The sequence below is a fragment of the Streptomyces sp. HUAS 15-9 genome (genome assembly GCF_025642155.1).
In the GTDB taxonomy this organism is placed as follows: domain Bacteria; phylum Actinomycetota; class Actinomycetes; order Streptomycetales; family Streptomycetaceae; genus Streptomyces.
Genome location: NZ_CP106798.1, coordinates 3,290,860 through 3,303,150, shown reverse-complemented (window position 1 = coordinate 3,303,150; position 12,291 = coordinate 3,290,860). Strand labels below are relative to the sequence as shown.

General features: G+C 70.8%; 12 protein-coding genes and 2 tRNA genes. 3 read left to right on the top strand and 11 right to left on the bottom strand.

Going from position 1 to position 12,291, the window contains the following annotated elements; translation table 11 throughout:
* Positions 1 to 55 precede the first annotated feature (55 nt).
* The 7 genes from N8I87_RS15090 to N8I87_RS15060 form a co-directional block, all read right to left on the bottom strand.
* A tRNA-Lys gene (locus N8I87_RS15090) sits at positions 56 to 129 on the bottom strand.
* A gap of 88 nt (positions 130 to 217) precedes the next feature.
* Complete coding sequence (locus N8I87_RS15085; protein ID WP_263209101.1) at positions 218 to 976, bottom strand: IclR family transcriptional regulator; 759 nt, start codon at positions 974 to 976, stop codon at positions 218 to 220.
* A gap of 196 nt (positions 977 to 1,172) precedes the next feature.
* Positions 1,173 to 1,955, bottom strand: coding sequence for an ectoine/hydroxyectoine ABC transporter ATP-binding protein EhuA (gene ehuA, locus N8I87_RS15080; RefSeq protein WP_263209099.1), 783 nt, complete (start codon positions 1,953 to 1,955; stop codon positions 1,173 to 1,175).
* On the bottom strand, positions 1,945 to 2,595 hold the full coding sequence (ehuD, locus tag N8I87_RS15075; protein WP_263209097.1) for an ectoine/hydroxyectoine ABC transporter permease subunit EhuD: 651 nt from the start codon (positions 2,593 to 2,595) through the stop codon (positions 1,945 to 1,947). Before ehuD ends, ehuA begins: the two co-directional genes overlap by 11 nt.
* Positions 2,592 to 3,320, bottom strand: coding sequence for an ectoine/hydroxyectoine ABC transporter permease subunit EhuC (ehuC, locus tag N8I87_RS15070; protein WP_263209095.1), 729 nt, complete (start codon positions 3,318 to 3,320; stop codon positions 2,592 to 2,594). The genes ehuD and ehuC overlap by 4 nt, the downstream gene beginning before the upstream one ends.
* Positions 3,317 to 4,240, bottom strand: a complete 924-nt coding sequence (gene ehuB / locus N8I87_RS15065) for an ectoine/hydroxyectoine ABC transporter substrate-binding protein EhuB (protein ID WP_263209093.1) — start codon at positions 4,238 to 4,240, stop codon at positions 3,317 to 3,319. The genes ehuC and ehuB overlap by 4 nt, the downstream gene beginning before the upstream one ends.
* Before the next feature lie 85 nt (positions 4,241 to 4,325).
* On the bottom strand, positions 4,326 to 5,279 hold the full coding sequence (locus N8I87_RS15060) for a D-2-hydroxyacid dehydrogenase (RefSeq protein WP_263209091.1): 954 nt from the start codon (positions 5,277 to 5,279) through the stop codon (positions 4,326 to 4,328).
* A gap of 228 nt (positions 5,280 to 5,507) precedes the next feature.
* Here N8I87_RS15060 and N8I87_RS15055 point away from each other — a divergent pair, with 228 nt between their 5' ends.
* Both N8I87_RS15055 and N8I87_RS15050 read left to right on the top strand, forming a co-directional pair.
* A complete protein-coding gene (locus N8I87_RS15055; RefSeq protein ID WP_263209089.1) occupies positions 5,508 to 6,239 on the top strand; it encodes a maleate cis-trans isomerase family protein in 732 nt (243 codons plus the stop codon).
* A gap of 95 nt (positions 6,240 to 6,334) precedes the next feature.
* The gene (locus tag N8I87_RS15050) at positions 6,335 to 7,423 is read left to right on the top strand and encodes an LLM class flavin-dependent oxidoreductase (RefSeq protein WP_263209087.1); all 1,089 of its coding nucleotides are present in this window, start codon (positions 6,335 to 6,337) and stop codon (positions 7,421 to 7,423) included.
* Here N8I87_RS15050 and N8I87_RS15045 read toward each other — a convergent pair.
* Positions 7,402 to 9,243 carry a putative bifunctional diguanylate cyclase/phosphodiesterase gene (locus N8I87_RS15045; RefSeq protein WP_263209085.1) on the bottom strand — a complete coding sequence of 614 codons (1,842 nt, stop codon included), beginning with the start codon at positions 9,241 to 9,243 and terminating at the stop codon, positions 7,402 to 7,404. The two genes, N8I87_RS15050 and N8I87_RS15045, sit on opposite strands and share 22 nt — an antisense overlap.
* Positions 9,244 to 9,604: 361 nt before the next feature.
* Between N8I87_RS15045 and N8I87_RS15040 the strand changes: the two genes are divergently transcribed.
* Complete coding sequence (locus N8I87_RS15040) at positions 9,605 to 10,819, top strand: M6 family metalloprotease domain-containing protein (protein ID WP_263216475.1); 1,215 nt, start codon at positions 9,605 to 9,607, stop codon at positions 10,817 to 10,819.
* A gap of 105 nt (positions 10,820 to 10,924) precedes the next feature.
* On the opposite strand, the gene N8I87_RS15035 is transcribed toward N8I87_RS15040, so the two are convergent.
* From N8I87_RS15035 to N8I87_RS15025, 3 genes are all read right to left on the bottom strand, one after another.
* Positions 10,925 to 10,998: transfer RNA gene (locus N8I87_RS15035), tRNA-Lys, on the bottom strand.
* Positions 10,989 to 11,570, bottom strand: coding sequence for a bifunctional DNA primase/polymerase (locus N8I87_RS15030; protein ID WP_263209083.1), 582 nt, complete (start codon positions 11,568 to 11,570; stop codon positions 10,989 to 10,991). The genes N8I87_RS15035 and N8I87_RS15030 overlap by 10 nt, the downstream gene beginning before the upstream one ends.
* Before the next feature lie 168 nt (positions 11,571 to 11,738).
* The gene (locus N8I87_RS15025; protein ID WP_263209082.1) at positions 11,739 to 12,110 is read right to left on the bottom strand and encodes a DUF8844 domain-containing protein; all 372 of its coding nucleotides are present in this window, start codon (positions 12,108 to 12,110) and stop codon (positions 11,739 to 11,741) included.
* Positions 12,111 to 12,291 lie beyond the last annotated feature (181 nt).

Genomic DNA, 12,291 nt, shown 5'->3' with positions numbered 1-12,291 from the left:
AGAGATGGCGAGCCGGGTCCGCGCATTTTGCGGACATGGCTCGCCATCGTCATCGTGCGCCGCCAGGGACTCGAACCCCGGACCCGCTGATTAAGAGTCAGCTGCTCTAACCAACTGAGCTAGCGGCGCATGACTCCCGCCATCCGCTCTGCGCGGCTGGCGACGAAGAAAATACTACCTGGTCCGGAGCGGTGCTCGTGACCACCCTGGTCGCGGCCTAGATCGCCAGCGAAAGCAGTACCGGCGCCGCGTTGCGGTTGAGGGCGTCCGCCGCGCGCTTCAGCCGGTGTGCCTGCTCCAGCGGCAGGGACAGTGCCAGACAGCCCACCGAGGAACCCGCCGTGATCGGCACTGCCGCGCACACCGTGCCGACCGCGTACTCCTGGAGGTCCAGGACGGGCACCGTCGCCGGCTGGGACTCCAGACGGGAGAGGAGGAGTCTGTCGCTGGTGATGGTGCGCGAGGTGAGGCGGGCCATCTTGTGACGGGAGAGGTGGTCGCGGCGGGCGTTGTGGTCGAGCTGGGTGAGCAGGCTCTTGCCGATCGCGGTGGCATGGGCGGAGGAGCGGAAGTCCACCCACTCGTTGACCGCGGGCGTGTCCGGGCTGTCGGCGTACGGGCCGATCCGCACCTCGCCGTCCACGTACCGGCTCAGATACACGGCGGCGCCGACCGCGTCGCGCAGCCGGTCCAGGGTCTGCTGGAGCTTCTCGGCGAGCGCCTGCTCATGGCCGTGGGCTGAGCCGAGGCGCCTGAGGGTCTCCCCGGTGACGTACGCGCCGTCGGCGTCCTGCTCCACGTACCCCTCGCGGCGCAGCATGCGCAGCAGCGCGGTCAGGCGCTCGGGGGCCAGGCCGGTGCCGCGGGCCAGTTCCGTGTCGGTGGCGCCGGTCGAGTGTTGTGCCACGGTCTCCAGGACACGCAGGGCGTCCTGGGCGGAGTGGTACGGGGCGGTCGGCTCGTGCATCAGCGCCACGGTGGTCCCCCCTGCGCTCGCTCTTCGGCCGTAGTCCGGACGGCTAATCCTCTCCACGATAACCGGCAAGAGCCGTATGTGGAGGGTGCGTTGGTCAGATTCTGGCGCTCTCAGCTGCGACGCAGGCTCGCTGGCATATGCCTTCGTCATGATCCGGCGTCGAGACCTCGGGTGTTCGTGCGTTCACTTTTCGTAGTCAGAGCACGGCGCTGAGGAATTCCCGGGTCCGCTCCTGCTCCGGATCGCTGAAGATCCGCTCAGGCGGCCCCGCCTCGACGATACGGCCCGCGTCGAACATCAGTACCTGGTCGGAGATGTCCCGGGCGAAATTCATCTCGTGGGTCACACAGAGCATCGTGATGTCGGTGGTGCGGGCGATGTCCCGGAGCAGATCGAGGACGCCCGCGACCAGCTCGGGGTCGAGCGCGGAGGTCACCTCGTCCAGGAGCAGCACCTTGGGCCGCATCGCCAGGGCCCGTGCGATCGCCACCCGCTGCTGCTGGCCGCCGGACAGCTGGGTCGGGCGGGCATCGCACTTGTCGGCGAGCCCCACCAGGTCCAGCAGCTCGCGGGCGCGGGCCTCCGCCTCGTCCTTCGACAGGCCGAGGACGGTGACCGGGGCCTCGGTGATGTTCCGCAGCACGCTCATGTTCGGGAACAGATTGAACTGCTGGAACACCATCCCGATCTTCTTGCGGACCTCCCGGACCTGCTTCTCGGGCGCCGGGAAGAGCGGCTGCCCGTCGACGGTGATCGTGCCCTCGTCCGGCTCGGTGAGGGTCATCAGCAGCCGCAGGATCGTGGTCTTGCCGGAGCCGGACGGGCCGATCAGGGTGACGTGCCGGCCCGCCTGGACGGACAGGTCCAGCCGGTCAAGGACGGTGTTGTCCCCGAACCGCTTGGTCACCCTCGCCAGCCGGATCAACTCGGTGGGACGGGTGTCGGTGGCGACTGGCTGCTTACTGGTCTCAACGGACAAGGCGACGCTCCAGGGTGCGCAGAAGAAGGGAGGCGAGAGCGGAGACGACGATGAAGGCCACGCCGATCACCGTCACCGGCTCGGTGAACTGGAAGTGCTGCTGGGAGAAGAGCCGCGCCCGGCCCAGCATCTCCAGCACGGTGATCGACATCAGGATCGGTGTGTCCTTGAGCATCGCGATGACGTAGTTGCCGAGTGGCGGCACCACCCGGCGCAGGGCCTGCGGCAGGATCACCACCGTCCAGGTCCGCCGCACCGGCAGACTCAGCGCCGTCGCCGCCTCCCACTGCCCGGCGGGCACGGCCTCGATGCCGGCCCGGTAGACCTGCATCGTGTACGTCGAGTAGTGCAGCCCGATCGCGAAGACACCGGTGGTCAGCGCGGAGAAGGTCAGGCCCCACTCGGGCAGCACGTAGAAGAGGAAGAACAGCTGCACCAGCAGCGGGGTGTTGCGGACGAACTCCGTCACCACCCCCACCGGCCAGCGCACGAAGCGGGTCGGCGTCCGCATCAGCAGCGTCCAGACCAGCCCCAGGGTGAACGAGATCAGCGAGCCGAGGACCAGCGCCTGCAGGGTGACCAGCAGACCGTCCCAGAGGTGTGGCATGAACTCGCGTACGGCACTCCAGTCCCACTTCACGCGACACCACCGCCCGCTGCCCCGACCCCGGTGGTCCGCGCGCGCTTCAGCTCACGCGCCGCGGATTCCGTCCCGGGATCCTTGCCGATCCCGGCCTTCAGCCGCTTCTCCAGACCGCGCATCAGCCGGGTGATCACGAACGCGATCGCGAAGTAGATCAGCAGCAGATAGGTGTAGATGTGCGCGCTCTCCTGCAGCGCCAGCCGCACCAGATTGCCGCTGAACGCCAGATCACCCATGCCGGTGATGGACACCAGGGCGGTGCCCTTGAGCAGTTCGACCAGCAGGTTGCAGAAGGACGGGATCATCTCCGGCACCGCCTGCGGCAGCAGGATCAGCCGCAGCCGCTGCCAGGGCGTGAAGCTCAGCGCGACACCGCCCTCGCGCTGCGCCGGGTCGACCGCGGTCAGCGCGCCGCGCACGATCTCCGCGCCGTACGCCCCGTAGGTCAGCCCGAGCGCCAGGGTGCCCGCCCACAGCGGCACCAGCTGCCAGCCGAAGGCGACCGGCAGCACGAAGAACACCCAGAAGATCATCACCAGCGCCGAGGTGCCGCGGAACACCTCGGTGTAGAAGCCGGCGAGGAAGCGGACGGTCCGCAGCCGGTGGGTGCGGGCGATGCCCACGGCGAAGGAGACCGCCGTGGCCAGCAGGGCGCTGAGCACCAGCAGTTGGACGGTGGTCCAGACTCCTTCGAGTACGAGTTTCCACAGGCCCGTGGTCATCCGCCGCACAGCTCCTTCGCGGTGAGGTCGGTCATCTCGGCCTCGGTGAAGCCGAACGGCCGCAGGATCCGGAAGAGTTCGCCGCTCTTCTTCAGCCGGCGCAGCTCCACGTTGAAGGCGTCCCGCAGCCGCGTCTCGGCCGACCGGAACGCGAACGCGCCCCCGTCCACATGGGGTTGGCCCTCGACGAGCGGGGTGAAGGCCTTGGTGGCCTCGGCCTTGGCGGACTTCTTGACGACCTCGCGGGTGGTGAGCGCCGTACCGGCGAACACGTCGGCGCGTCCGGCCTCCACGGCGTTCAGCCCGGCGACCTGGTCGGGGACGATCAGGATGTCGCTCTCCTTGTACCCCGCCTCCACGGCGTACTGGATCTCGGCGTATCCGGTTCCGGTCGCGAACTTCGCCTTCTTCGCCACGACGTCCTTGTAGTCGTGCAGGTCCATCGGATTGCCCTTGCGCACGATGAAGGAGTCGAGCATCTGGTAGTCGGGATCGGCGAAGATCACCTGCTCGCAGCGGTCGGGATTGACGTACATCCCGGCGGCCACGACGTCGAACTGCTGGGAGTTCAGTCCGGGGATGAGCGAGCCGAACTCGGTCGGCACCGGCTGGACCCGGCCGACGCCGAGCCGCTTGAAGACGGCCTTCGCCAACTCCGGTGCTTCGCCCGTGAGATGGCCGTCCCTGTCGATGTACCCGAAGGGGATCTCGCCGGCGATCCCGAGCCGTACGACACCCTGGGCCTTGAGCCGGTCGAGCAGGTCGCCGCCGTTCGCGCCGGCCGCGGTGGCCACCCGCGTGCAGCCCGCGGCTCCCAGGGCGCCGAGCCCGCCGAGCGCGGTGAGCACCGTCCGCCGTGAGTGTCCGGACCCGGGTGGGGGCCCGGCTGTGCGCTGCCGTCTGCCAAGTCGTGGAGCCATGGCGGCGCGGCTACCCGGGACCAGGCACCTTATGCGTCGCAAACCTTGTGCATCGCAAACGGGGGGAGGCCCCGGGGGCTCGCGCTCAGTGGCCCGGCACGTATCCGCGCTGCTTGTCGACCACGTTGACCAGGGGTCTTCCCGCGGACCAACGCTCGAACAGCTCCACGAACTGCGCGCCGAGTTCGTCCCGCCAACCGACCGTGTCGCCGCTCATGTGCGGGGACACGATCAGACCAGGGATCCGCCACAACGGGCTTTCGGGGGTGAGGGGTTCGTCGGCGAACACGTCCAGGGCCGCGCCCGCGATCCAGCGCCTGGACAGCGCCTCGGCGAGCGCGTCCTCGACGACGAGACCGCCGCGGCCTACGTTGATGAAGTGCGCCGAGGGCTGCATCACGCCGAAGCGGCGGAGGTCGAACATGCCCTCGGTCCGCTCGGTCAGCGGCGCCGCCGCGATCACCCAGTCCGCGCGGGACATCAGCCGGTCCAGGTCGTCGGGGCCGTGGATGCCGGTGCGCGGGACGCGTCCGACGAGGGCGGTGGTGACGTCGAGGGCCTTCAGCGTCCGGGCGATCGTACGGCCGATGGGCCCGGAGCCCACCACGCACGCGCGCGTGCCCGCCAGCCGCCGGGTCTCGCGGTGGCACCAGGTCCGCTCCCTCTGGAGGTCCAGGGTGCGGGGCAGGTCCTTGGCGATCGCCAGGACCAGGGCGGCGACGTACTCGGCGACGGGCTGGTCGAAGATCCCGCGGGCATTGGTCACCACGGTGTCGGAGGCGGCGAGCTCCGGGCACATCAGATGGTCGACGCCCGCGCTCGCCGTGTGCACCCAGCGCGGGCGGGGACCGTCACCCGGCCAGGCCTCGCGCACCGCGTGCGAGGTGAAGTCCCAGACCAGCAGGACGTCGGCCGCCGGGAGGCGCTCGGCGAGGGCGGCCGCGTCCGTGTGCACGACGCGGGCGCGACCGGTGAGGCGGCCGAGGCGGGGGAGGGGGTCGGCGTCGAGCACGAGGAGGGTCGGCACGGGCGTCGGCAAGCGGTTCCTCCGGACGGGAGAGAGTTGTCTGAGATGCGCGGATTGACCACGCTCGCACCCGGACCCACCCTCGTCAACACAAGCGTGCCCACGAGTCGTTGTCCTGTCGTCGTTCCCCGGCACTGTCCGCCAACCAGGTCACGCCGCGGGGCGGCGGCGCGGTGACTGGGTACCCGAGCCGTGGGGCCGTATCAGGCGTCGCCGGACGAACACAGCTGGAGGCTGGACATGACCGCACTCGGATTCCTCTACCCGGGCAGTTTCGCCGAGGACGACTATCCGCGCATCGAGCAGCTCCTGAGCGGCGGCATCCGGGTGGACGTGGTCCGTACCGACGTCGGCGAGGGCGCGTACCGGGTGGACGCGCTGCGACGCACGGGCGAGCCGGAGCGGCTGGCGGCGGGGGTGGAGGAGCTGCGGCTGGCGGGGACGGAGACGGTGGTGTGGGCGTCCACCGCCGGCGGCTTCGTGTACGGCTGGGAGGGCGCCCGTGACCAGGTGCGCACCCTGGCCCGGACGGCGGGCATGCCGGCCTCCTCGACGTCCTTCGCCTTCGTGCACGCGGCGCGGGAGATCGGGGTACGGCGGGTGGCGGTCGGCGCGACGTACCCGGCGGACCTGACCTCCCTGTTCACGGACTTCCTGCGGGCCGGGGGCGTGGAGGTGACCGGGGTACGGGCGGCCGGGGCCGCGTCGGCGACGGAGGTCGGCACCTGGCGGGAGGAGGACGTCCTGACGCTGGCGCGCGCCGCCGACGACCCGGAAGCGGAGGCGATCCTGCTCCCGGACACCGCACTGCGCACGGCCGCCCACATCCCCCTCCTGGAGAAGTCCCTCTCCAAACCCGTCCTCACGGCCAACCAGGTCACGGTGTGGGAGGCCCTGCGCCTCACGGACCGCCGGGTGAACGCCCCCGAACTGGGCACGCTGTTCACCCGGGAACCGCTCGTACAGGTGTGACGGCGTGCGGCCCGCGGGACGGGAATAAAACGGAGAGTGCCTCCTGTTAGGTCCCGAAGGACAGCGCACGGCCGAGACCGCAGGAGGCACACACCGTGTCGGCAGATGAGATTCGGGGGGCTACGCACGGGACCGCGCCCGTACCCCTCTCCGTACTGGACCTGGTGACCGTCGGCGTGGGGCGTACTGCCGGTGACGCGCTGCGCACCAGCGTGGCGCTGTCCCGGTTCGCGGAGGCGCGGGGGCTCCACCGGTACTGGGTCGCCGAGCACCACTCCATGCCGGGCGTGGCCTCCTCCTCGCCCGCGGTGATCCTGGCGCATCTGGCCGCCCACACCGAGCGGATCCGGCTCGGGTCGGGCGGGGTCATGCTGCCCAATCACGCCCCCCTGGTCATCGCGGAGCAGTTCGGCACGCTCGAGGCGATGGCCCCGGGCCGGATCGACCTCGGCCTGGGCCGCGCCCCGGGCACGGACGGGGCCACCGCCGCCGCCCTGCGCCGTACGGACACCCTCGGCGAAGGCGCCGACGACTTCCCGCAGCAGCTCGCCGAGCTCACCCGCTTCCTGGACGACGACTTCCCCGACGGCCACCCCTACGCGCGGATCCACGCGATCCCCGGGCCGGTGCAGGGCACCGCTGACGGCGGGGTCCAGTCGCCGCACCGCCCGCCGATCTGGCTGCTCGGCTCCTCCGGCTTCAGCGCCCGCCTGGCCGGCCTGCTGGGCCTGCCGTTCGCCTTCGCCCATCACTTCTCCGCGCAGAACACCGTCCCGGCCCTCGACCTGTACCGGGAGACCTTCCGCCCGTCCGACGTCCTTGACGCGCCCTACGCCCTCATCGGCGTCTCCGCCCTCGCCACCGACGACGAGGAGGAAGCGCGCCGGCAGGTGCGGGCCACCGCGCTGAACATGATCCGGCTGCGCAGCGGACGCCCGGGGCTCTTCCCCGACCCGGACGAGGCCGCCAAGCACGAATTCACCCCGTACGAGGAGGAGTTCGTCCAATCCTGGGGCGGCAACATCGTGCACGGCACCGCCGACGAGGTCCGCTCCGGCCTCGACGCCCTCCAGAAGCGCACGGGCGCCGACGAGTTGATGCTCACCTCGCACGCCCACCGCGGCGAGCTGCGACTGCGCTCGTACGAACTGATCGCGGACGCCTACGGGTTGCCGACCGCATAGGTCTCGGTCCCCAGCAACTCGGAGATACGATCCGGCGACACCGGACGGGAGTACAGCCAGCCCTGGCCGGTGTCGCAGCCGATGTGGCGCAGCCGCGTCGCCTGGGCGGACGTCTCCACGCACTCGGCGGTGACCGTGAGGCCGAGGCGGTGGGCCAGCTGGATCATCGCCTCCACGACGACCTCGTCGGCCGGGTTCGGGCGGTCGCCGGGGTCGTCGTACTGGAAGCCCCGTACGAACGAGCCGTCCAGTTTGAGCACCGACACCGGCAGCCGGCTCAGGTACGCCAGGTTCGAGTAGCCGGTGCCGAAGTCGTCGATGGCGATGCGCACACCCATGTCACTGAGGGCCTGGAGGGCCTGCAGCGGGCGGCCCGCCGAACCCATCACCGCGGACTCGGTCAGTTCCAGCTGCAACAGATGCGGGGCCAGGTCCGTTTCCGCGAGGGTCTGCGCCACGTCCGCCACCAGGTCCGAGTCCCACACCTGACGAACCGCCACATTGACGCTCACGAAGATCGGTGGCTCGTCGGGGTGGTCCAGCTGCCAACGGCGCGCCTGGCGACAGGCGGTGGCCAGGGCCCAGCGGCCGAGCGGCACGATGGAGCCGTCCTCCTCGGCCAGCCCGATGAACCGATTCGGCGTCAGCGTGCCGAACTGAGGATGATTCCAGCGGACCAACGCCTCGACACCGCGCAGCCGGCCGTCCTCCATCGCGACCAACGGCTGGTACTCCAGGGTGAATTCGCCCCGGTCGATCGCGGGGCGCAGCGTCGAGGAGAGCGCCTGGCGGGTCATGCGGTGCGCGTTGCGCTCCGGGTCGAACAGTGTCCAGCGGGCCTTGCCGTCGGCCTTCGCCCAGTACAGGGTCGTATCGGCCGCCTGCATCAGGCCGGTGGCCGTCGTCCCGGCGGCGTGGCGTTCGACGACACCGATCGACGCCGTGAGCGACAGCCGCTGCCCCGCCAGGTCGAAGGGGGCCTGTAGTGCCTCCAGGGCTGCCTCGGCCAGGTCGGCCAGCTGCTCGGTACCCGTCGAGTCCTCGACCAGCAGGGCGAATTCGTCGCCGCCGAGCCTGGCGACCAGGGGCGCGCCGGTGCGCGCGTACCCGGCCTCCTCGGCGACTTGGGTCAGGCGTTCGGCTACGGCGGCCAGCAGCCGGTCGCCGATGCGGTGGCCGAGGGTGTCGTTGACCGCCTTGAAGCCGTCCACGTCCAGGTAGCACAGGCCGATCCGGCCCGTGCCGCTCTGCTCGTACGTCTCCGCCTCCAGGGCGGCCGACAGCCGCTCGAAGAACAGCGTGCGGTTGGGCAGCCGGGTCACCGGGTCGTGCATCTGCAAGTGTCGCAGTCTGGCCTGGAGTTCACGGCTCCCGCTGATGTCGGAGACGGACAGCAGGACACCGGGTGCGGCACCGGCCAGCGGTGCGACCGTGACCTGCGCCCACACCGAGTGGCCGTCGGGGTGCTTGAGCCGGCGGGTACAGCGCAGCTTCGCCTGCCGGCCGCGAAGCACCTCGCGGAAGGCGTGCCAGATACGGGCGTCGGAGGCCAGGTCGACCAGGTCGGCGGCGATACGGCCGCCGAGTGCTTCGGGGGCCGTACCGAGCAGTGTGCCGAACGCGTCGTTGGCGTCGACGACCAGGCCCTCGCGGTCGACCACCGCCATGCCGAGCGGGGCGGTCGCGAAGACAGTGCGATACGCGTCCGCCGGGGGATCGGGGCGGGACTCGGCACAAGCAGGCGCACTGAAGTCACTCTCTGTGACGGCGGACCGGTCGAGGTCTGCCGTGGGCGTCGGCCCTTCGGACGTTCCGCTCACCGCTCGCTCCCGCAGTGCACTCGATGTCTGTCCGTGCAGGAAAGTGTGCCGATCATAGGGGCTGGCCCCGAGGCCTTCCAGCCACTCTCCAGTGTCCCCGACGAACCGGCCGTTCTGACAGATCGTTTCTGCCCGCACCTGGACGGCTTCTTCAGGCCCTCGACCACTTGTGACGTTCCGTGAGTGTTCCGGGGTGTCGCCCACCCGGCCCAATGCGCGGCCCCTCACTCTTCTGGTGCAGACAAACAGGACGAAGGACGGCAAAGTCACACACGCTGGGTGCGGTGTCCCGTGAACCGCAACCGGAGGTCCCTTCGTGCCGCGTCCTCAGCTGCGCAGCACCGCCGCAGTGTTCACCGCGATGTCGGCGCTCGCGGCGACCTCGATCCTGTCCGGCCCCTCGGCCGCCGAGCCGTTCTCCACGGCTCCGTGCGCGCTGCACCGGACCGACGCGCACCACTCGGAGGGCGTGGACACCTGGAACCCCGCCTACACCCGGCCGACCCGCCCGATGTCGGCGGTGCTGGTGTTCCTCTCCTTCCCGGACGCCACCCCGCACACCACTCCCGCGGAGCTGACCGCCGACCACTTCCCGGCCACCAGCCGCTTCTTCGAGCAGGCCTCCTACGGGAAGTTCGCGCTGCGCCCGCATCCACTGACGCACTGGCTCCGCATGCCGCACCCGTCGACGTCGTACGCCATACGGCGTGACTGGAGCCCGGCACGGCGGGCCGCCTATCTGCGCGACGCGTTCGCCGCGGCCGACCGCGAGGTCGACTTCTCGCGCTACGACATCGTCTACTTCGTGGCCGACCCGGACGCGCCCGGCGTGGACTCCGACGCGACGAAGGTCGTCAACCTCGACACCCCGACCCATGTCGACGGCACGGACGTACGGCGGGTCGTCACGGTCTTCGAACACCATCCGCCGGACCGGCTGGTCCTCGCGCACGAGACGGGGCATGTCTTCGACCTGCCGGACCTGTACCACCGTCCGGCGGACGGGAAGGGCGACTGGGACACGTACGTCGGGGACTGGGACCTGATGGGCAGCCAGTTCGGACTGTCCCCGGATCTGTTCGCCTGGCACAAGTGGAAGCTGGGCTGGCTCGATCCCCGGCAGGTGGCCTGCGTCAAGGGGACCGGACCCACGCGGCTGACCCTCGAACCCCTCGCCGCCGGACCGGGGACCCCCGTCACGGCCGCCTCCGGCGCTCCGGGCTTCGGGCTGGGCGACGGCACGAAGCTGGCCGTCGTACGCACCGGAGCCGACAGCGTGCTGGCCTTCGAGGCCCGCGGCCCGGCCGGGAACGACCATGCGACCTGCCGGGAGGGCGTGCTCGTGTACCGGGTGCGCGGCGAGGCGGCGTCCGGGGGCGGGCCTGTCGAGGTCGTGGACGCCCACCCGCACACCGAGGCGTGCTGGGAGGACTCGGTGTACGCGCCGCTGGCCGACGCGCCGGTCGGCCTTGGGGAGAGCTTCACGGTGCCCGGGGAGGGCGTGAAGGTGGAGGTGGATGGGCGCACGGCGTCGGGGGCCTGGACGGTGAAGATCACACCGGGGGTTTCCGGCTGAGTGCGTGCGATGTCGTACGAAGGCGGCTGCGGCGTGCGCGGAAGGTTGAGGGAACAACAATGGCGGACCGAATTCTTCCGAACCCGACCCGCCATCGTGGATGCGTGCGCCGCCAGGGACTCGAACCCCGGACCCGCTGATTAAGAGTCAGCTGCTCTAACCAACTGAGCTAGCGGCGCCTGCTGACGTCGTAGACCTTAGCATCCTGATCGGCGGGAGGAAAAATCGATATCCGCACGCCTGCGCGGGCCGCCCGTACGGCCGCCCAGAGCAGGACCTCGGGGCCCGGCAGCCATGGGTGCCGGGTGTCAGGGGCGACCAGCCAGCGGGAGCCGCCGGAGGCCGGGGCGCCGTCGCCGGTGAGCGCCGGGACGGTCACGGCGTCTCCGGTGCCGTGGCAGATGAGGGGAGGCACGCCCCCCGTCCGGCCGCTGACGCCCTCCCGTGTCCCCCACTCCTCCCAGGCCAGCAGCGAGGGCAGCCGCTGGGCCGTGCCCGGCGCGGCGAACAGGAGCATCCGGCCCCGGAACACCGCGACCGGCCCGGATCCCGGCCCCTCGTCCCACAACCGGTCCAGCATCCGGCGTCCGAAGATCGCCGGCACGTTCACCACGTCGAAGGCGGCACCGCAGGGCAGGGCCACCGGTGCGTCCGGGCGCTCCGCCCAGAACGCGAGTGTGCCGCGCGGATACGTTCCGGCAGAGGCGAGCCAGGCGGCGCCGTCGGAGGTGACATTCCGTGTGCTGCTCATGGGGCTTACATCTACCGGCGGTGAGTGGGCACTTTCGGACGGTTGCGGGAAACGGGGACGGGAGGGGGCGGGGAGGGGTATCTTGCCCGCCCGGCATATGCCATACGCGTTGCCTGCGGCGCCTTCGCCGACCCGCTGACCTGTTCACCCGCTCACGCGTTCACGCGCTCACACGGGATCGGCGGTGCCCCGGCCCTCGGCGCCGGCGCCGCGCATCAGGTCCCGGCCGAACTCGACCATTCGCCTGGCGTAGTCCTCGGTCCACTCCGCGCGCTCCGCGATGTCCGCCGGGGTAAGCCGGTCGAACCGCCGGGGATCGGCCAGCTGTGCCGCGGCGATGGCCTGGTACTCCATCGCCCGGTCGGTGGCCGCGCTGAACGCCTGCATCAGCTCTGTCGCCCGCGCCAGCAGGTCACGCGGATCCTCGATCGACTCCAGGTCGAAGAAGTGCTCAGGGTCGGAGACCGCCTCCACGGGCTCGAAGAGCAGGGGCGCGGGGCGTAGCCGCGGTTCGTTCCGACGCGGCGTGGGCTCCGCCATGTCTTCTCCTCCTCGTACGGATGGGCACCGCCTTCCGGGTGGGCCACCGTCCATTGTCGCGCGCCGGCGCAAGGGGTCCTGAAGAACGCGCTGCGCGGCCGTCGCCAGGGTCAGGGCCGCCACGCCACCTTGTGCTCGGCCAGGTGTGCGAGTACCGCGTGGTTCGCCTCCCAGCCATCCG